The organism is Enterobacter sp. kpr-6 (assembly GCF_900116015.1).
In the GTDB taxonomy this organism is placed as follows: Bacteria; Pseudomonadota; Gammaproteobacteria; order Enterobacterales; family Enterobacteriaceae; genus Enterobacter_D.
The window spans coordinates 44,844-62,304 of record NZ_FOYH01000007.1 but is presented as its reverse complement, the minus strand read 5'-3'; the positions used below and the strand labels follow the sequence as shown (position 1 = coordinate 62,304).

Here is a 17,461-nt window from a genome sequence, read left to right as displayed (position 1 = left end):
CAGCTTTAGCATTAGCGGGTCAGCATCACGCCGTCGATTCATGGCGGCGTGACATGTTTGCGCCTGGTGTGCCGCGTGACGCTACTATCACTGAGCGCCGCCTGTGGCATGTTAATCCAGACGATTACGCCTACCGTTCACAATATCTTCATGAAATGCCCGACTGGTTAGCCGGGTATTTTGGCAATCGCTACGAAACGCTTTTTAACGGCGTTAATGGGCGTCGTCGTGCCAATACATTTTTGCGCCGCACCATCGGACAGAATGTATTGCCACGCCTGCGTAAAGTTATGACGCGTTATGCCCTGCCGGGTGGCGCTGACGATCTCCCCTTCTGGAAAATGCTTTCCCGTTTACCTTCACTTGAGCGCCCGGAACTTAAACAACTGGGCGGCAAAATCGCCGCATGGCTTGCGCAGGCTTTTTACGATTACACCGACTCAATCAAAACTGATGCCTCAGATTTAAATGAGCTTGATCGCCGCACCATTGCCGCTTTTACGCAACTGGGGGAGATGGTCGGCTATATCAATTTCAGCGCACCTTACTGGGCGATGATTGAAAATGACACCATCACCGCGCGTCACGCTGAATGCGGGATTCTTCGCATGATGGCCCCGGCGTGGTGGTATCTGCGGTTAAAACGCGCCCGCGATCTGCAACGTGAGCATATGGCCATCGCCGTGGGGCAGGTGCAAAAAGCGGCAAGCGCTTATGTATCGCGCAAGTCTCTGGGAGAGTGGATTGACCAGAAGAAGCGTAACGCTGAGTTTTTTAAAAAGTTTGACCTGATAAACGAAGACGGGGACCGCATCGCCCTTGCCGATCAGGTGTATGGCAGTGTGGCTAATCCGGCGATCCGCCGTTGTGAGCTAATGGTGCGTATGCGTGGCTTTGAGGATATCGCCAACGAGCAGGGCATGGCGGGAGAGTTTTATACCATCACCGCCCCATCGCGTTACCACGCGGTGCACAGCAAAGGCGGCTTTGTGTCGCAGTGGAACGGGGCCAGCCCGCAGGACACGCAGCGCTATCTGTGCAACGTGTGGGCTAAAACCCGCGCGGCGTTGTCACGCGCCGGTATTCATGTTTTCGGCTTCCGTGTGGTTGAACCGCACCACGACGGGACACCTCACTGGCACATGTTGCTGTTCATGCGCCCGCAGGATGTTGAAGCGGTGCGCGATATCATCTGCTTTCATGCCCGCATAGCGGATTCCGAAGAACTCCAGACACCGCACGCGCTTAAAGCGCGTTTTCACGTTGAGCCTATCGATCCAGATAAAGGCAGCGCTACCGGCTACATCGCAAAATACATCTCAAAGAATATTGACGGCTTCGCGCTGGATGGCGAGACGGACGACGAAACCGGGGAAAATCTGCGTGACATGGCTAAATCAGTTTCGGCGTGGGCCTCGCGCTGGCGCATTCGTCAGTTTCAGCAAATCGGAGGCGCACCGGTGACGGTATGGCGCGAGCTTCGCCGCCTGCGTGATCTGCAACTGACAGACAACCGCATGGATGCCGTGCTTGCCGCCGCTGATGTGGGGTGCTGGGCGTCTTACACGCAGGCGCAGGGCGGTGCACTGGTCGCACGCCGGGATCTGGTTGTGCGTCTCGCCTATGAAATCACGGAACAGGGAAACGAATACGCCGAAGCCGTGCAGCGTGTTCAGGGTGTTTACTCTCCGTTCGTTCCTGATTCATCTGTTTGCACGCGTCTGGTGAAGTGGGCGAAGGTGCCGAAGTTGGCCGAAGCGCCAGCGGAGGCGGGGTTTTCTGGCGGCAGCGCCGCCCCTTGGAGTTCTGTCAATAACTGTACGGAGGGTGGAAGCCGCCGACGATTAAAACTGCAACTGCACAGACGTGGCTTTGCCGGTTCTGATGAAGAAATAGACATTCTTAAGCGCGGTGGCGGGCTGGCTTATGGCCGTTCGGCGCTGATTTATAAAAATGGTGAATTAAAAGAGAAGCCTGACGAGCCACAAAATGAAATGTGGCCGGGGTGGTAACGTTCTGTAAGTAACGGAAAATACAATTCATATTGGTTTTTATCCTAAAAAATCGGTTTTACAAAGTGTGAGTAAATGTATACTGTATGAATGTACAGTATTTGTTTTAAGGGAGGGGTTAATGGAGCTTTTAGAGGCATCAGAGAAATTAGAACGGATCGAAGTGCTGGCAAAAATTGTTTTCGTCGATGAGGTCAACGACAGGGAAAAGATGGTTGCTTTGGAATGGATTGGCGAAATTGCACACGAAATGCGGGAAATCATTTTGCAGGAAATGAAAAACCCCCATGTCGGGGGTCTTTTATACAGCGGCGGCGGGTTTCAGTAGGTCAAAGGCCATCTGTTTTTGATCAGGGGATAATGAGTTGAGCCATTTTTGCATCATCATATCGCCTGTTTTGGCACTGGGACTCAGAGTGTGGGAAAACGTCAAATTCATAACAAAAGTATGACCACACTCAACATCGGCACATGCGCAGTAAATGTCCGCGATCTGCCGGTGTTTTCGGTTCGTTTTGCGAATAACAGCTTTAGAGCCGCACTCCGGGCATTCAATTTTCAGCACTCTCATAACATCAGCTCCAGCCGTTCCAAAGTGCCTGGATTTTAACCTTTTTTGTCTCATGCCGCACCGCTTTCATTTGTGTCATTGGTAAATATTAAGTGCAGGTGTGGCGGCACTTCCCGATCATCTTTCAGGGCTTCACTAAATCGCTTCTGAATAGGTAAAACTTCGCTCTTTTTGTAGACGCGTTCTGCCTTTTCGGGATCGCCGGGTGCCGCCGTTCCCTGCGGGATGATACCCGCCAGGCCTGCCGGGAACCGGTGGGCGTTCAGTATGTCCTGAGCACTGATATTCTTTACGCTGGCAAACTCATCTTTTGCAGAAATGTCCCCCATCTGAATAAACTGCACGCCTTCTTTATCCCCGCCCGGAATGTTGACCAGAATGGTGGAAAAGTTGCCGATGCCTTTACTGTCACGCAGCTGATGTTCAATTTCTTCCTCGATCTCATCTGTCATGCTGGGGTCACGCGTGTAAAGGATGCCGCCCGTATGTGCGCCGTTGTGATAATAACGGCGTCGGAAAATTACCGCCTCGCTGTTGAGCAATGCGGAATGAATGCCGCCGATGTAGTCGGGCAGACCGTAAACATGCTGTTGCGGATCGTACATTTTAAGGAAAATCACATCCTCGGGCTGGTAAACCAGCGGCTGGCCGTTTTGCAGCACGACAAACTCACCCGTTTTGCGGCGGCGTGTGTACAGGCCGGGAAGGGGAGTCAGCCCAACCACTTCACCCCATCCGTTACGGATTTTAAGCAGCGCCACGTCTCCGAACGTCAAAAAATCAAAGGTGGCCGCTTCGAGGTCATCGCGTGACAGCCCGCCGCCGACATAATCCGACATCACCAGATTTTTACGGGCGTGAATGATGCCGCCGTGCTGACCGTTAAGGTTAATCAGTTGCGCCAGCGCCAGACGGTCAATCGGCAGCGTGTAATGCTCGGCGTCATTGTCATACCATACGTCCCGGTAATCGGTGCCAGTGGTAAGTACCGGTTCGGGTTTGCCGAACCGGAGAATGCTCATCTTCTTACCGGGTGCGGTCTTCGTCGTGTCACGCTGGCTGGTTTTAGCCTGGTGTCTCTTGTTCCGTTTCGTCATGCTGCTTTCTGTAGCCTCCAGCGGGATTTCGGGGTGTTCTCATAGTTGAGCGGTTCGTTGTGTAATGCGTGGGCGATTGCCCAGAATGCTTCCGCGTGTCCGGTATCCGCGCTGCGGTCGGCAACAAAGGTCATCGCGCCCCCGCTTGCGGTTGTCGTGCGACGAATAGCCATGAAGCTGGCCGGGATCTCTTTCAGGTCTTTACTCCACTCAATACGCTGGCTTTCCACCACATCAGCGGCTTTAAGTACCAGTTGGTCTTTGGTGTTGCGGCTGTAGGTAATGGCAACGGCGACGCGCATGGCAAAATGCTGAATATTGTCAAAGACGCCGCGCCCGATGCCGGTAACATCAACGCCCAGGTAGGTAAAGTTGTATTTTTTAAACAGCTCTTCGATCTGCTTTGCCTGCCAGCGGAAGTTCATACCTTTCCAGTTAAACACGGCCAGCACGCGGTATTTTTCCGGGGCCAGCATGGGCGGGGCGATAATGACAAAACAGGACAAGTCCCCGCTGCGGGCCGGGTCGAAACCGCCCCATACCGGGCGATCACCAAATGGCCGGGCGGCTTTCGGGTCGTGATCCTGCCATGTGTCCGTTTCAACGGCGCATCCCGCCAGGTCTGAAAAGCTGAAAACAGAGTCTTTGCTGTCAACAAACACGCACATGTAGAGCATGTTAAATGTCGTGTCGTTGTAGCGGTTGCGCAGCTTCTCGATGTTCGCCAGATTGAAGCCGCCCTTAATGGCGTCTTCCATGGTGATGACGTAGCGCCACTGACCATCTGGGCAGATGCGGCCCCCGTCGCGCATATCGCTAACCGTAGGGAATTTAACCGCTGCACGTTTTTTGCTGCCCTGTTTCCACTCCTCACCCGTCCAGAAAGGATAGGCCTGGTGCGTTTTCGCGGATGGCGTGGAAAAGTAGGTAGTGCGCCATTTGTCGTGAGTTGCCATCGCGCTGGCGACTTCGTTAAGTCTGGCGAAGTTCGGCACCCAAAAATATTCGTCGCAGTACAAATGGCCGCTGTAAGACTGAGCGGTGTTTTTGTTCGTGGACAAAAAGCGCAGTTCAGCGCCGTTACTCAGGCGGATCGGGTTGCCGGTCAGCGTGATACCAAAATATTGCTCAGCGATGTTAACGATGTATGAGCGGAACACCTCAGCCTGAGCTTTTGAGGCTGAAAGGAAGATTTGCGGATCGCCAGTGAGCACCGCATTTTCAAAAGCCTCAAACGCAAAATACCAGGTCGCCCCGATCTGGCGGCTTTTTAAAATGTTGCGCACCTGCTGGGCGATGTTCAGGCGCAGGTGTTTCTGATATTCAAAAAGGTGCTCATCTGCCCAGGCGTTAAAATCATCTTCAGTCAGTGACGAGATATCATTTTTCTTATACTTACGTTTGCGCGGCTGCTGCCCGTCCTCATCCTGTGGCACAGCTCCCGTCCCGCTGTTTTTTCTCTCAGCCAGCTTTTCTTTATGCTTATTGCTTTGCGCACGTAGTTTCGTTGCGTGAGAAATAAGCGTGTCCATCTCCTTTAATTCCTGATCGGTCTTATTATCCCGGCCAACCAGAAGCTGATAACGGCGCTCAATCGCATCTTCTGTGCTTTCAAAACTGAGCAAATCCGCCCAGTTGTATTTTTCTGCCCAGTAGTAAACGATCCGCGCATTCGGCAGATTTAATTCTGATGCAATCTCTTTAGGCGTGGCATGTCGCAAATAAAGCGAGCGGGCAACGCCCCTTAATTCTTCTGAGTATTTAGCCATAGATTTAATTATGCCGTGGCATTTATAAAAAAACGGCGGTGTGTATTCGTGGTTGTTCGCCTAAAGACTGTTATCCGAACTGAGGGGAATTAATCAGAATGCGGCAGGGTTATTTATTGGTAATAATCTCTTTGCCAAATCAGGGAGGCGAGGGGAAAAAGTGTCTCACTTATTAACTGACTGGCTTTGTATTGCAACGGAAGGGGATACGGTCGATGAACGTAAGATTTATCGTCAGTGGATTATTGATATGGGTGAAACCTATAACTTTAACCATTACGGTGCGCGGATCTGGCCGGAGCATACCCGCGACTGGGGAAGTTTTGGTGAAGTGCGGGACGTGATGTGGCAGGACGGCGAGGATGGTCTTGCCCGGCTTTACGCAAAAATCAGTCCGAACATGAACCTAATTTATGCGAACCGTGAAGGCCAGATGGTTTATTTCTCCATTGAGCCGGAAGAAAACTGGCGCGGAAGCGGGAAAACGTATCTCAAGGGGCTGGCCGTAACAGACCGCCCCGCAAGTATTGGCACTACAAGGCTGCAATTTTCACAACGGAATTTATCAAAGCAGGGTTATTACGCTTGCGCAATAACGTCTGACAGGAAATTTAAACAGGAAAAAGTAATGAAAACACCGTGGCAGAATTATTTTGGTCTTAAGCCGAAAGTTTTTGAAGAAACTACTGAGGATACGCCAACTGGTGACGACAAATTAGCAGCGCTGGCAGAGGCGGTTAATGATATCGAAACGCAGGTTGGACTTATTGCTGAGCAGGTTCAGGCAGTGACAGAGGCGGTGGATAAAATTAAAACGGTTATTGATACCCAGGAATTTGCAGACCTGCGTGCGAATATCGGGAATGTTATTTCCAATATGAGCAAACTTGATAAAACCGTTACTAATTTGCCGCAGCGCAAGTTTGGCGATCAGGGCAAAGAAAAAACGGAATTTAAATTCCTCTGATCCACATCGGGTTTAATTTTTAATCGCGTCAACGCGGGGAAACTATATGCATCTCAACCAACGTGCACAGACACTTTTGCACGCTTATTCCGCAGGTCTTGCGCAGGCTTTTAATACTACGTCGCCGGACCGCTTCTTTTCACTTACTGATCCACAGGAAACGTCCCTGCGTCAGGCGCTGCTGGAGTCGCTGGAGTTCCTTGGCTGGATTACCTGCGAGGATGTTGATCAGCTTTCCGGCCAGGTTGTAAAAGTGGGTCAGTCTGGCCTTCATACCGGGCGTAAAGCCGGGGGGCGCTTTAGCCGTGGCGTGGGTGTGGCCGGTAATGGCTATAAGCTCGTAGAGACTGATTCCTGTGCTGAGCTGAAATGGGATCTGCTGTCTGTCTGGGCAAACTCAGGCCGCACAGAAAATGAATTTTTTAACCTCGTACAGACCTTTTCAAATGAAGCGTTTGCGCTGGATATGCTGCGTATTGGTTTTAACGGCCAGTTTATTGCAGAAACATCCGAGCCTGAAAAGTACCCGAACGGGGAGGATGTGAACGTCGGCTGGCATGCTCTGATGAAAAAATGGAATGAAGGTAAGCAAATCATTACCGATCCGGTGACGCTGGATGATAAGGGTGATTATCACTCCCTTGATGCTATGGCGTCTGACCTTATCAATACCAAAATCCCGCAGCAATTCCGTACTGATCCGCGTCTGGTGGTGCTGGTAGGTGCCGATCTGGTTGCCGCTGAGCAATACCGACTTTATCAGGGCGCTGATAAGCCATCTGAAAAAATCGCCGCGCAGCTACTCGGCAATACCATTGCGGGCCGCCGCGCCATTGTGCCGCCGTTTATGCCGGGTAAACGCATGGCCGTCACCACGCTTAAAAACCTGCACATCTACACCCAGCGCGGTACGCGCCAGCGTAAGGCCGCGTTTGAGGACGACCGCAAGCAGTTTGAAAACAAGTATCTGCGTAATGAAGGTTACGCCGTCGAAGAGCCGGAGCTGTACGCGGCGATTGATGAAAACGCGGTGACTATCGGCCAGGTGACCGAACCGGCAGAGGGCTGATAAATGGCACTTTCACCCGCACAGCGCCACAGCCAGCGTGTGGCGATGGAGCAGCAGCTTAAACGCCGCCAGGCTATCGAAAGTGCAGACAGTCTGCACATGCAAATCCAGGCGCTTAATGCTGACGTGGCGCATGTGCGCGGGTTGCCGACCATTGCCGATCGCGTGGTGCATAAGCGCGATGTGCTGTTACCGCGCTGGATGCCGACTGTTGAAGCGTATCTGGCAGGCGGCAGCGTTTATGCAAACCCGATCTTTGCCTGGTGCGTGGTGTGGTTGTTTGATGCCGGTGATCTGGACAGAGCGCTTGACCTGGCGGATACCGCCATTGCACAGCAGCAGCCGACACCGGACGGAATCCGCAGCAGTTTTCCGGCATTTGTTGCTGACACGGTAATGGCCTGGGCAGAACGCGCAGCGGAAGCGGGTGAAAGTCTGGAGCCGTATTTCTCCGCGACGTTTGAAAAGGTAACGCAGCAATGGCGGCTGCATGAGGAAATCACCGCCAAATGGTTCAAGTTTGCCGGGCTGTTGCTGCTGCGTGATGACCAGGGTAAGCCGCGAGCCTCAGCGCTTGAGGATGTGGCAGAGCTGCAAGCCGCAGACGCGCTGCTGGCGCAGGCGGAGAAGCTCTACAGAAAAGTGGGCGTGTCCACGCTGCGAAACCAGATTGCAGCCCGCGTGCGCAGTCTGAGCAAAGAATAAAAAGACTACCGTAAGCCAGCGGGCGCGGCGGAGGGCAATGCACTGATGTGCGATGCGCCGTGGATGCCGGTCAGCCCGCTTTTTCGGTTAAGTGAGGGGACATGTTCAGCGGAAAGCCGGTTGATTATCAGGATGCACCGTTAACGAACAACGGTTTCTGGCCGGATCTTAATTTAAAAGATTTTCAGGCGCAGCGGGCGCTGCCGCCTGATATGGACGCCGACACGCTCGCACAGGCGCTGCTGGCGGCGGTGATGGAAGTAAATGCCGATCTGGTCAGCGTTGAGGCTAAGCACCGCGCGAAGGGTTACGCGACGGCGGCCAGCGTGCCGGGTGTGATGATGGGCCAGCTCAACGGACTTTGTGCACAGTACATGAAAGCGGTATTTGCGCGGGGAAAGGCGGATTTAATTGGCGAGTTTGCCACCCAGGGGCGAAGGGAATCTCATCCGGGCCAGGAAAGCCCAGAAACGCGAAATGGTCTGCTGGCAGAGGCATCCATTGCTATCAGGCAGATTAAAGGGCTTAAGCGGGCAACGGTGAGCAAGGTATGAGCGGATCGCAACTGGAATCACTGACCGCCTTCTTTCGTGAAAATGTACCCGCGCGGGCGCAGGTGCGTTTTGACAGTGTGGCGGAAGACATGCGTATGGTGCCTGCCGCGCGGGATTTAGGCGAAAAGCAGTACCAGCAGGGCGTGATCCGTTATAGCGGGCTGCTGAGCTGGGAGCGTTTCCCATATCGTCTTGTTTCGCCTCAGTTGCTGGTTTCACTGCTTGCCGCATGGATGGATGACAACGAAACCGACGTTATGGACAGCATCGGCATTACTGACGCCGATCCTGAATGGGATGTGACGGTCGAGGATGAGGAAACCGCCACGGTGGTGCTCTCCATACCACTGGCTGAGGCGCTGGTGATCCGCCAGGACGACAACGGGCCGATCCCATGGAACGGCGAGCGCTGGACACTGGCAACCCCGGAAATCTGGACGGCGCTCAGCGCGTCGGTGTTCAGTACGGCAGATGAAACCGGTGCGCCGGTGGGTGAGCTGGATGTTTAACGGCGAGCTGAGCAAAAAGCAGCTCGCAGAGCTGCGGGGCGCACTGGCGGATCTGGAGTTACCCAAAGCAAAGCGCCAGCGGCTGCTGTGGCGGCTGGCAAAGTACGGACTGATTGCCGCGGCGAAACGCAATGCACGCAATCAGCAATCCCCGGATGGCGCACCGTGGCCGGGCCGTAAAACGAAGCGCAGGGGAAAGATGTTACGCAACCTGCCGAAGTTGCTGCACATCAGGGAAATGCCGGAGATCGACGCGGTACGGGTTTATTTGCAGGGCGGCGGGTACCGCAACGGGGAAGCGCCGGTACCGGCTGGCGTGGTCGGGTATGCGCAGCAAAACGGAATGAATGTGCGCGTGTCCCGTAGCAGTAAAGCCAGTAAACAGGATGCGGGGAAACTGGCGACGATTGCGCAGGCCAAAAAATTACGCGCCCTGGGCTATCAGGTGAAGCGCGGGAAGAAGACGAAAAAGCCAACTTACCGCGAGATCACCGAAACCATGCCCTATGCGCAGGCGGGGCTGCTGATCCGCAAGCTGAGCGGAAAAGCCGTTAAAACAAGCTGGACGGTTGATTTGCCCGCCCGCGCCTTTTTAGGCATGAGCGATGAAGATTTTAACAAAGCACTGGCGCGACAACTGCAAGCCATCGGTTTCGGGTGGGACGTCAAAGCACAGGATATCAGGGGTAAAACATGACATGGCCTTTAGTTGATGTAACGCAGGTCAATCAGTTACAGGGCGAAGTGACGGAGGTTGAGCGGGCCGTGTTGTTTATCGGCACAGGCACGATCAACCCAGGCAAAACGCTGGCGGTAAATGCACAGACGGATTTTGATGTGCTGTTAGGCGCGGCTGACAGCCCGCTGAAACGCCATCTTAAAGCAGCGCAGGCCAACGCCGGGCAGAACTGGTGGGGGTTTGTGCACGAACTGGCAGAGGACGCCGCGCCCGATGCATGGGTTAAAGCGGTGCTGGCCGCGCAGGTGTCCTGCTCGGTGGAAGGTGTCGTGTTGTGCGATGCCCTGAGCGATAAAGCAGCCATTAATCAGGCCGCCACGCTGCGATCAACGCTCATTGCAAAATATGGACGCTGGGTGTGGTTCATCCTGGCCGTTGAGGGCTTTCAGGCAGACGAAGACCAGGCGGAATATCTTGCCCGTCTGTCAGCCCTGCAAAACGGCATCGCGGAAAAAGCGGTGCAACTGGTGCCAGAGATTTGGGGCAATGAGCCGGGCGCGCTGGCCGGGCGGCTGTGTAACCGCGCAGTAACGGTGGCAGACAGCCCCGCCCGCGTGAAAACCGGGCCGGTGCTGAATCTTGGCCGTGACGATCTGCCGGTTGATGGTACGGGTGCGGTGATTGAGATTGCCACCCTTCAGGCGCTGGAGGCGCAGCGTTTCAGCGTGCCGATGTGGTTCCCGGATTATGACGGCGTTTACTGGTCAGACGGCCGCACGCTCGATGCAGAGGGCGGGGATTACCAGTCGATTGAGACACTACGCATTGCGGATAAAGCCGCGCGACGTGTTCGCCTGCTGGCGATTGGCAAAATTGGTGACCGCTCGTTAAACAGCACGCCGGGCAGCATTGCCGCGCACCAGTCGATTTTTGCAAAGCCGCTGCGTGAGATGTCAAAAGCCGCGCAAATCAACGGGGTGACGTTTCCCGGCGAGGTGAAACCGCCGCAGGATGGCGATGTGCAGATCGTCTGGAAAACAAAAAAACACGTCGAGATTTACATCGTGTTGCGCATTTATGAAATGCCGCTGCAAATCTCGATCAGTCTGCTGCTTGACCAGACCACGGAGGCGTAATTATGAGCAAGCGTATTTCAGGGATGTCCTTCGATACCTTTATTGACGGTTCCCTGGTGCATGTCGAGAAGGTCACGCTCGATATCACGGACAACACCACGGCAACGCAGACAAACGGGGTGCCGGATGGTTACGTCGATGGTGATGTGTCGGCAGAGGGCGAGCTTGAAGTGAGCATTAAAGCGTTTCAGCTTCTGGTTGGTCTTGCCAAACAAAACGGTTCATGGCGCGGTATCCCGCCCATTGACCTGATGTTTTATGCCAAAGCGGGCACGGAAGAAACCAAAATCGAGGCGTTCGGCTGCAAGCTCAACATGAGCAGCGTTCTTGACGTCGATCCCAAAGGCGGGGCGCTGGCAACGCGGAAAGTGAAGTTTATGGTCACCGATCCGCGATTTATTAACATCGACGGCGTTCCGTATCTGGAAGCGGAAGCCACCGAAAATCTGATCGGGTAAGGGACGACCATGCACGAAGAAGAAAAAAGCCTGATTACGCTGCTGCTGATTGGCGCACTGTGCGCAGTTGGCCGGGTACTGGCAAGCGGTGAGCCTGTGACGCCGCGCCTGTTTGCCGGGCGCGTGATCTTGGGGAGTCTGGTGTCAGTTGCCGCAGGCGCGGTGCTTATTCAGATCCCGGATGCCAGCCCGCTGGCGGTTAACGGGCTTGGGGCCGCGCTGGGGATTGCCGGTCATCAGGCGGTTGAAATGTGGCTGCGTCGCCGCGCGGCGGGTAACGGAGGGAGTGAGCCGAAATGACACTGGGTGAAAAACAGCAGCTTTTTGTTGTGATGATTGCGCAGCTTATCAACTGGGCGCAGGACAGGGGCTATCGTCTGACATTCGGTGAAGCGTACCGCACGCCGGAACAGGCCGCGCTGAATGCCAGGAAGGGCAGCGGCATCAGTAACAGCTTGCACACGCAGCGCCTGGCCGTGGACTTTAACCTGTTTATTAATGGCGTGTACCAGACGAAAACAGAAAATTACCTGCCGCTGGGCGAATACTGGGAAAGCATCGGCGGGACGTGGGGCGGGCGGTTTAAATCCAACCCTGACGGCAATCACTTTAGCCTTGAGCATAACGGGGTGCGCTGATGACAACGGGGCAATGGTTGATCGTGGTGGCCGTGGCCTTTTTGTGGGGCTGGATGACCGCAGACTGGCGGCGGGACAGTCTGGAGCTGACCGTAACGGCGACGGCAAACGCCGCCGCAAATGCCACGCGCGGCATGGTACAGGATATCGCCAGCGAGTCAGCCCGCGCGCTTGAAGAAAATCTGGAGGCGCTGAAACATGCACAGCCTGTGCAAATCCGTACCGAAATTGTTAAGCCGGTATTTACTAACGTGTGCGTTTCTGACGAATTTGTCAGCATGTTCAACGCCGCCGCAGACAATGCCGAACGTGCCTTATCAGGAAAACCTGAAAACAAAATGCCCGGAAACGCTGCCGCGCATTAACGGGAAAACGGGCACCGATATAGCCGGAGCCTTGCTTATTTATCAGGATATTTATCCGCAATGCGCGGCGCGTCATAACGCGCTGGTTAATGAAATTAATAAAAGAGAGAGTGTATTAAATGGAAACCATTAAATTAGTGATTGCAGGTGTGGCAGTGAATTTTGAACCGAACCAGACCGCTTACAATAAATTTATTAATGAATTGTCAACGGATAATAAAGTCGCTCCGGCTGTAAATTATCTTAATCGCATTGTGGCCGCTGACAGTAAAGAAGCACTGGCCGACATTATTAAACGCCCCGGTGCGGCGTTACAACTGGCGGGCAAGATTAACGACATTTACGCGCCTGAGCTGGAAATCGAAGTAAAAAACTGACAAAGCGGGTTCAGGCGATTGAATCAAATGGACTCAGCCAGTATTTAATATTACGCCGCCATTATTTGCCCCACGGTGAAGACAATATTGATGATATTGCCGCTGCTGTCTGGCTGGATAACCGTCACTGGGAATACTTTTCTGTTGCGGTGGCGAATGGTGTTGGTATCGCATTTAAAGGCGCAGAATGAAACAACTTGATTTTACATTAAGCCTTATCGACAAATTAACGCGCCCGCTAAAGCAGGCGCAGGCGTCGGTTGAAGGCTTTGCGGATAAATCACGGGACGCCTTTAAGCGTATCGGCGTCGGGGCGCTGGCGGCGTGGGGCGTGGGGCAGACAATCAAGGGCGCACTGACACCGGCTATTGAAATGTATGACGCCCTGAGCGAAGCCTCAGCGCGTGGCGTTGACAGCACCGCCCTTAAAACCGTGCAGCGTGACGCTATGTTATTCAGCGTGAAATATGGCACGGCGGCGGTGGACTTCGTTAATTCAACGGCGGATATCAGCGGCGCAATCGCAGGGCTTTCTGCAAACGATCTGCCGCAACTCACCCGCGTGGCGAACACGCTGGCGTTTGCGATGAAGGCTACAACGCAGGAAACCAGCGAATTTATGGGGCAGATGTTCGCCAATTTCAGCAGCGATGCAGAGCGCATGGGAAAAGTGCAGTTTGCTGAGCAACTGGCCGGAAAAATGGCGTACATGCGCCAGGCGTTCGGCGCGGAAATGGGCGTCATCAAAGACCTGATGGAAGGCGCGCGCGGCGTGGGGAATAACTTCAACATCGGGATCGATGAGCAGCTTGCTGTCCTGGGGCAGCTACAGCGTTCATTAGGTACGGAGGCCAGCGGCGCATATGAAGGTTTTCTCACCAGTGCCGAAGAGGGCGCAAAAAAGCTTGGCCTGTCGTTCACGGATGCAACGGGGAAAATGCTGTCCATGCCGGAAATGCTCAATAAGTTACAGGGCAAATACGGCAAAAGCCTTGAAGGAAACCTGAAAGCGCAAAAAGAACTGGATGACGCTTTCGGTGACAGCTCGGCGGTGGTGAAACAGCTTTACGGCAACGTGGCCCTGCTACAGCGCAATATTAACGAGCTGGGCGGCGCAGACGGGTTAAAGCGCACGCAGGAAATGGCCGCAAAGATGGTGAAGCCCTGGGATCGGTTTATCGCCATTCTTACCGCCATTCAGACCGTGATCGGCCTGACGCTGATCCCGGTGCTTTATCCGCTGCTCAATCGCCTGGCAGATATGGGGGCGACGTTCGCCCGATGGATGCAAATGTTTCCGAACATCGCACGGGTGGTGGGTTACGTCACCATGGCCGTGCTCGGAATGGCGGCGGCGGGCGCGGTGGCAAATATTGTTATGGGCGTCTCAGCGTTTGTAATGATGGGCTTATCGAAAGTGCTGGCACCTGTAGCCAGGCTGCTGGGGCTGAATCGCCTTGCAATGATTGCCAGTAATACGGCAGCAAAAGTGTATACAGCCGGGTTACGTGGTTTGCGTGCCTCTGTACTTGCGGCAAGTATCGCAGCCCGTATAGGGTCGGCCTCGTTTTTACTTATGATCGCCCCCATTGCGGCCATTGCGCTGGCGATTGCTGGCGTGGTGCTGGCAGTTATAAAGTTCTGGCAACCGATCAAGGCGTTTGTCAGCGGTTTTATCAGTGGTTTCAGCCAGGCAAGCGGCGCACTGACTCCCTTTAAGGGGCTGTTCAGTGGGATCGCTTCGGCGGTTGGGTGGGTCTGGAACGGTGTTAAAACGCTGTTTGGCTGGTTTGGCAGCCTGCTTTCCCCGGTACAAATGACCGGCGAAAAACTGGATAGCGTGACCAGTGCCGGGGAGACTTTTGGCCGTGTCGTGGCGGCGGCTATTGACCTGATTCTGACGCCGTTTGAGCTGGTTTATCGTTCCATTCAGACCGTAATTGAAATGTTCGGGATCGTTACAGAGGGCTGGGGTGATGTGATTAATGCCTTCAATATTAATTCCCCGGTTGAGTCCTTTGAAAATATGGCCCGCGTGATTGGGGGTGTTTTCGGGAAGTTATGGGACACGCTTAAACATTCTTTTACCGGGACATATAACTGGATTATTGAAAAGCTGAATAAAATCCCCGGTGTTGATATTGCGCTTTCTGCTGAGCCGACGCCAGAAGTGAATAAGGTAATGCCTTATATCCCGAAAGCGGGAAGCTATGCCGGGGGCAATATTCAGCAGGTGCCACAAAGTTTATTAACTCCCCCCGCGCCGCCCGCGCTTTCACCTGATGTACTTTTGACGGGTGGGCAGGTTAAAGGGATTGAGAAAGGCGGCATCAGTAAATCAATTAATAATAATTCCCGTTCGGTAACGGATAACAGCCGCAGCATAGGTACAGTAAATATTTACCCTAAAGAAACGGTGTCACCGGGTCAGTTAATGGAATGGCAGGAATTAAACCAGTGAGCGAATTATTTTATATAGACCTGTTAATTCAGGGGGGTGACTTCACTCTTAATTCAGGGCGTGAGCCGGAATTATGCAATAACCGCGTAAGTATCGGGCAGGATATCGTCCATTCAATACTTGAAAGCGGAATAGCCACAGAGTTAATTGCAGAGCGCAGCCCCACATTACGCGCCGATATTTTAACCCGGCTTGAATTACTGGTTGAGGATGATGAAAGAATTGTGCCGGGGTCGGTGGAAATTACCGAGGAAAGTAATAAGCGCCTTTGGCTGACGGCTAATACCAGTGATTTTGGGCCTGTTTCTACGCGGGTGGATATATGACAGAAAAACCGCAGGTGGATTTTGAGGACGTGCTGAAAGCGTCCGGGATGCCGGTCACGGAAACAGAGGTGCGATCACGCTTCGAAGCCATTGTCACCGGCGAAGGGCTGATCACCAACACCTCGCGTATGTCGCCATTCTGGAGGCTTATCACAGCAATTGTCACCACGCCGGTGATGTGGCTGAAAGATGCCCTGGTGACGGTGGTATTAGGAAATATGTTTGTAGCCACGGCCGGCGGAAAAATGCTGCGTCTTCTTGCCTGGGCGGTAAACGTTACGGTTAAGCCTGCTGTGGCTGCCGAAGGCGCGATCCGCTTCACCAAAAATCAGGCCGGGGATGTGGTGACGGTGACGGCGGGGACGCTTATCCAGACCGAGCGCATTAATGGCACGGTGTACCAGCTCGCCACCGTTGCCGATATGACGATCCCGGCAGGAACAGCCAGCGCGTTAATCGCGGTGAAAGCCACCGGCAGCGGGGCGGGGTTTAACCTTGCGCCGGGCTATTACCGCATTTTGCCTGTGGAAGTGGCGGGGATAAGCCACGTTGTGAACGAAGAGGACTGGCTGACGCAGCCGGGCGCAGATGAAGAGTCGGACGACGAATTACGCGAGCGCTGCCGCAATCAGTTTAACCTGGTCGGTAATTACCACACTGACGCCGTTTACCGCTCAATGATTGCGGGTGTGGCCGGGCTGAGCGTTGACCGCATTTATTTTGAACATGACGCCCCGCGTGGCCCCGGCACTGCCAATGCCTATTTGCTGCTTGATTCAGGCGTGACGTCCGCGCCGTTCGTTGAGTCGGTAAACGACTACATCATCAACGACGGTCATCACGGCCATGGTGATGACATGCAGTGTTTTGCGATGCCGGAAACCCGTCACGATCTGAGCGTAAAAATCAGCGTGAAAAATCTGGATAACGTCAGCGATGACGAGCGGCAGGCGCTGAGTAAGGGCATTGAAAACCTGATCCGTTGTGCCTTTCGGGAAAATACGGATTTTGAAGTGCGCAAAACATGGCCCTATAGCCGGTTCTCTTTCTCCCGCCTGGGTGAAGAGATCCACCGTTATTTTACGCTGGCTGATTCAGTGGCCTTTTCGCTGACGGATATTACAAGCGATCTGAGTGTGCCGCGCCTGCGTTCATTAATTGTGAGTCTTGAAAATGACTGATTTTGTCAAAAAGCTGGCAGCACTGGCGCTGCCGTTCTGGATGGATAACGGCGAGCCAAAGAAATTACTCGCCGCCGCGCGGAAATGGTGGGCGCAGGTTTACCAGTGGGTGACATGGCCCGTTAGCCAGTTTGATCCGCTGACGTGTGCGGAGCCGCTGTTAAACCTCATCGCGTATGACCGGGATATCACCCGGTTTAATGGTGAACCGCTGGCACTGTTTCGTAAGCGCGTAGCCTATGCGTTCGTGAATGCCGGGGATGCCGGATCGGTTGAGGGGTTTATTGCCATTTTCCAGCGACTTGGCATTGGTTATGTCGAACTGCTGGAGCGTCAGCCAGGCATTGACTGGGACGTGATCACCGTTCGCGTCACTGACAGCCAGGTCGCCAGTAACACGCAGCTCATGATCCAGATTATCCGGCAGTATGGCCGGACGTGTCGCCGCTATCAGTTTGAAGTGATTACCGTGCAGGGTCTGGCGATTCGCGCGGGCTGGGATCAGGGTGAATACGTCTGCTACCCGGCGCGGCTTGCCGGGACGCAGGCAGCTACAACGTTTAGCGCGAGTCTATAGGGAGGAAACT

23 protein-coding genes are annotated in these 17,461 nt (G+C 54.0%); 20 read left to right on the top strand and 3 right to left on the bottom strand.

The genetic code is table 11. The features are described 5' to 3' along the window. Nucleotides 1-53 precede the first annotated feature (53 nt). Together BM373_RS16070 and BM373_RS16065 are read left to right on the top strand one after the other, a co-directional pair. The gene (locus tag BM373_RS16070; protein ID WP_090463462.1) at nucleotides 54-2,012 is read left to right on the top strand and encodes a replication endonuclease; all 1,959 of its coding nucleotides are present in this window, start codon (nucleotides 54-56) and stop codon (nucleotides 2,010-2,012) included. A gap of 121 nt (nucleotides 2,013-2,133) precedes the next feature. Next, nucleotides 2,134-2,340 carry a hypothetical protein gene (locus tag BM373_RS16065; RefSeq protein WP_090463459.1) on the top strand — a complete coding sequence of 69 codons (207 nt, stop codon included), beginning with the start codon at nucleotides 2,134-2,136 and terminating at the stop codon, nucleotides 2,338-2,340. On the opposite strand, the gene BM373_RS16060 is transcribed toward BM373_RS16065, so the two are convergent. Genes BM373_RS16060 through BM373_RS16050 form a run of 3 tightly spaced genes read right to left on the bottom strand, consistent with a single transcriptional unit; the run spans nucleotide 2,314 to nucleotide 5,449 of the window. Continuing rightward, the gene (locus BM373_RS16060; RefSeq protein WP_090463456.1) at nucleotides 2,314-2,637 is read right to left on the bottom strand and encodes an Ogr/Delta-like zinc finger protein; all 324 of its coding nucleotides are present in this window, start codon (nucleotides 2,635-2,637) and stop codon (nucleotides 2,314-2,316) included. The two genes, BM373_RS16065 and BM373_RS16060, sit on opposite strands and share 27 nt — an antisense overlap. Continuing rightward, on the bottom strand, nucleotides 2,634-3,680 hold the full coding sequence (locus tag BM373_RS16055) for a phage portal protein (protein WP_090463453.1): 1,047 nt from the start codon (nucleotides 3,678-3,680) through the stop codon (nucleotides 2,634-2,636). The genes BM373_RS16060 and BM373_RS16055 overlap by 4 nt, the downstream gene beginning before the upstream one ends. After that, complete coding sequence (locus BM373_RS16050; protein WP_090463450.1) at nucleotides 3,677-5,449, bottom strand: terminase large subunit domain-containing protein; 1,773 nt, start codon at nucleotides 5,447-5,449, stop codon at nucleotides 3,677-3,679. Before BM373_RS16050 ends, BM373_RS16055 begins: the two co-directional genes overlap by 4 nt. 160 nt (nucleotides 5,450-5,609) lie before the next feature. On the opposite strand from BM373_RS16050, the gene BM373_RS16045 reads away from it, so the two are divergent. From BM373_RS16045 to BM373_RS15965, 18 genes are all read left to right on the top strand, one after another. Then, nucleotides 5,610-6,416, top strand: a complete 807-nt coding sequence (locus tag BM373_RS16045; protein WP_090463447.1) for a GPO family capsid scaffolding protein — start codon at nucleotides 5,610-5,612, stop codon at nucleotides 6,414-6,416. A 46-nt stretch (nucleotides 6,417-6,462) separates the two neighbouring features. After that, the gene (locus BM373_RS16040) at nucleotides 6,463-7,485 is read left to right on the top strand and encodes a phage major capsid protein, P2 family (protein WP_090463444.1); all 1,023 of its coding nucleotides are present in this window, start codon (nucleotides 6,463-6,465) and stop codon (nucleotides 7,483-7,485) included. A gap of 3 nt (nucleotides 7,486-7,488) precedes the next feature. Beyond that, complete coding sequence (gpM, locus tag BM373_RS16035) at nucleotides 7,489-8,190, top strand: phage terminase small subunit (RefSeq protein ID WP_090463442.1); 702 nt, start codon at nucleotides 7,489-7,491, stop codon at nucleotides 8,188-8,190. 101 nt (nucleotides 8,191-8,291) lie between these two features. Further along, the gene (locus BM373_RS16030; protein ID WP_090463439.1) at nucleotides 8,292-8,744 is read left to right on the top strand and encodes a head completion/stabilization protein; all 453 of its coding nucleotides are present in this window, start codon (nucleotides 8,292-8,294) and stop codon (nucleotides 8,742-8,744) included. Then, nucleotides 8,741-9,253, top strand: coding sequence for a phage tail protein (locus BM373_RS16025; protein WP_090463436.1), 513 nt, complete (start codon nucleotides 8,741-8,743; stop codon nucleotides 9,251-9,253). The genes BM373_RS16030 and BM373_RS16025 overlap by 4 nt, the downstream gene beginning before the upstream one ends. Then, on the top strand, nucleotides 9,246-9,950 hold the full coding sequence (locus BM373_RS16020) for a phage virion morphogenesis protein (protein WP_090463433.1): 705 nt from the start codon (nucleotides 9,246-9,248) through the stop codon (nucleotides 9,948-9,950). The genes BM373_RS16025 and BM373_RS16020 overlap by 8 nt, the downstream gene beginning before the upstream one ends. Continuing rightward, nucleotides 9,947-11,068: a DUF2586 domain-containing protein gene (locus BM373_RS16015; protein WP_090463430.1), complete on the top strand. Its 1,122-nt coding sequence runs from the start codon at nucleotides 9,947-9,949 to the stop codon at nucleotides 11,066-11,068. The genes BM373_RS16020 and BM373_RS16015 overlap by 4 nt, the downstream gene beginning before the upstream one ends. A 2-nt stretch (nucleotides 11,069-11,070) precedes the next feature. Further along, nucleotides 11,071-11,526 (top strand): phage protein, encoded by a 456-nt coding sequence (locus BM373_RS16010; protein WP_090463428.1) that lies wholly within the window; start codon nucleotides 11,071-11,073, stop codon nucleotides 11,524-11,526. 9 nt (nucleotides 11,527-11,535) lie between these two features. Then, nucleotides 11,536-11,826, top strand: a complete 291-nt coding sequence (locus tag BM373_RS16005; RefSeq protein ID WP_090463425.1) for a phage holin family protein — start codon at nucleotides 11,536-11,538, stop codon at nucleotides 11,824-11,826. Further along, nucleotides 11,823-12,164: a M15 family metallopeptidase gene (locus BM373_RS16000; RefSeq protein ID WP_090463422.1), complete on the top strand. Its 342-nt coding sequence runs from the start codon at nucleotides 11,823-11,825 to the stop codon at nucleotides 12,162-12,164. The genes BM373_RS16005 and BM373_RS16000 overlap by 4 nt, the downstream gene beginning before the upstream one ends. Next, nucleotides 12,164-12,529, top strand: a complete 366-nt coding sequence (locus BM373_RS15995; protein ID WP_090463420.1) for a hypothetical protein — start codon at nucleotides 12,164-12,166, stop codon at nucleotides 12,527-12,529. Before BM373_RS16000 ends, BM373_RS15995 begins: the two co-directional genes overlap by 1 nt. Continuing rightward, nucleotides 12,474-12,662: a hypothetical protein gene (locus tag BM373_RS21860; protein ID WP_090463416.1), complete on the top strand. Its 189-nt coding sequence runs from the start codon at nucleotides 12,474-12,476 to the stop codon at nucleotides 12,660-12,662. Before BM373_RS15995 ends, BM373_RS21860 begins: the two co-directional genes overlap by 56 nt. Then, a complete protein-coding gene (locus BM373_RS15985) occupies nucleotides 12,649-12,906 on the top strand; it encodes a putative phage tail assembly chaperone (RefSeq protein WP_090463413.1) in 258 nt (85 codons plus the stop codon). The genes BM373_RS21860 and BM373_RS15985 overlap by 14 nt, the downstream gene beginning before the upstream one ends. Further along, on the top strand, nucleotides 12,903-13,097 hold the full coding sequence (locus tag BM373_RS21995) for a DUF6890 family protein (protein WP_371261135.1): 195 nt from the start codon (nucleotides 12,903-12,905) through the stop codon (nucleotides 13,095-13,097). Before BM373_RS15985 ends, BM373_RS21995 begins: the two co-directional genes overlap by 4 nt. Then, nucleotides 13,094-15,367 (top strand): phage tail tape measure protein, encoded by a 2,274-nt coding sequence (locus BM373_RS15980; RefSeq protein ID WP_090463410.1) that lies wholly within the window; start codon nucleotides 13,094-13,096, stop codon nucleotides 15,365-15,367. Before BM373_RS21995 ends, BM373_RS15980 begins: the two co-directional genes overlap by 4 nt. Next, on the top strand, nucleotides 15,364-15,693 hold the full coding sequence (locus BM373_RS15975; RefSeq protein WP_090463407.1) for a DUF2590 family protein: 330 nt from the start codon (nucleotides 15,364-15,366) through the stop codon (nucleotides 15,691-15,693). The genes BM373_RS15980 and BM373_RS15975 overlap by 4 nt, the downstream gene beginning before the upstream one ends. Then, a complete protein-coding gene (locus tag BM373_RS15970) occupies nucleotides 15,690-16,874 on the top strand; it encodes a baseplate J/gp47 family protein (RefSeq protein ID WP_090463404.1) in 1,185 nt (394 codons plus the stop codon). Before BM373_RS15975 ends, BM373_RS15970 begins: the two co-directional genes overlap by 4 nt. Next, entirely contained in the window at nucleotides 16,867-17,451 is a 585-nt protein-coding gene (locus tag BM373_RS15965; protein WP_143102673.1) for a hypothetical protein, read from the top strand. The genes BM373_RS15970 and BM373_RS15965 overlap by 8 nt, the downstream gene beginning before the upstream one ends. Nucleotides 17,452-17,461 lie beyond the last annotated feature (10 nt).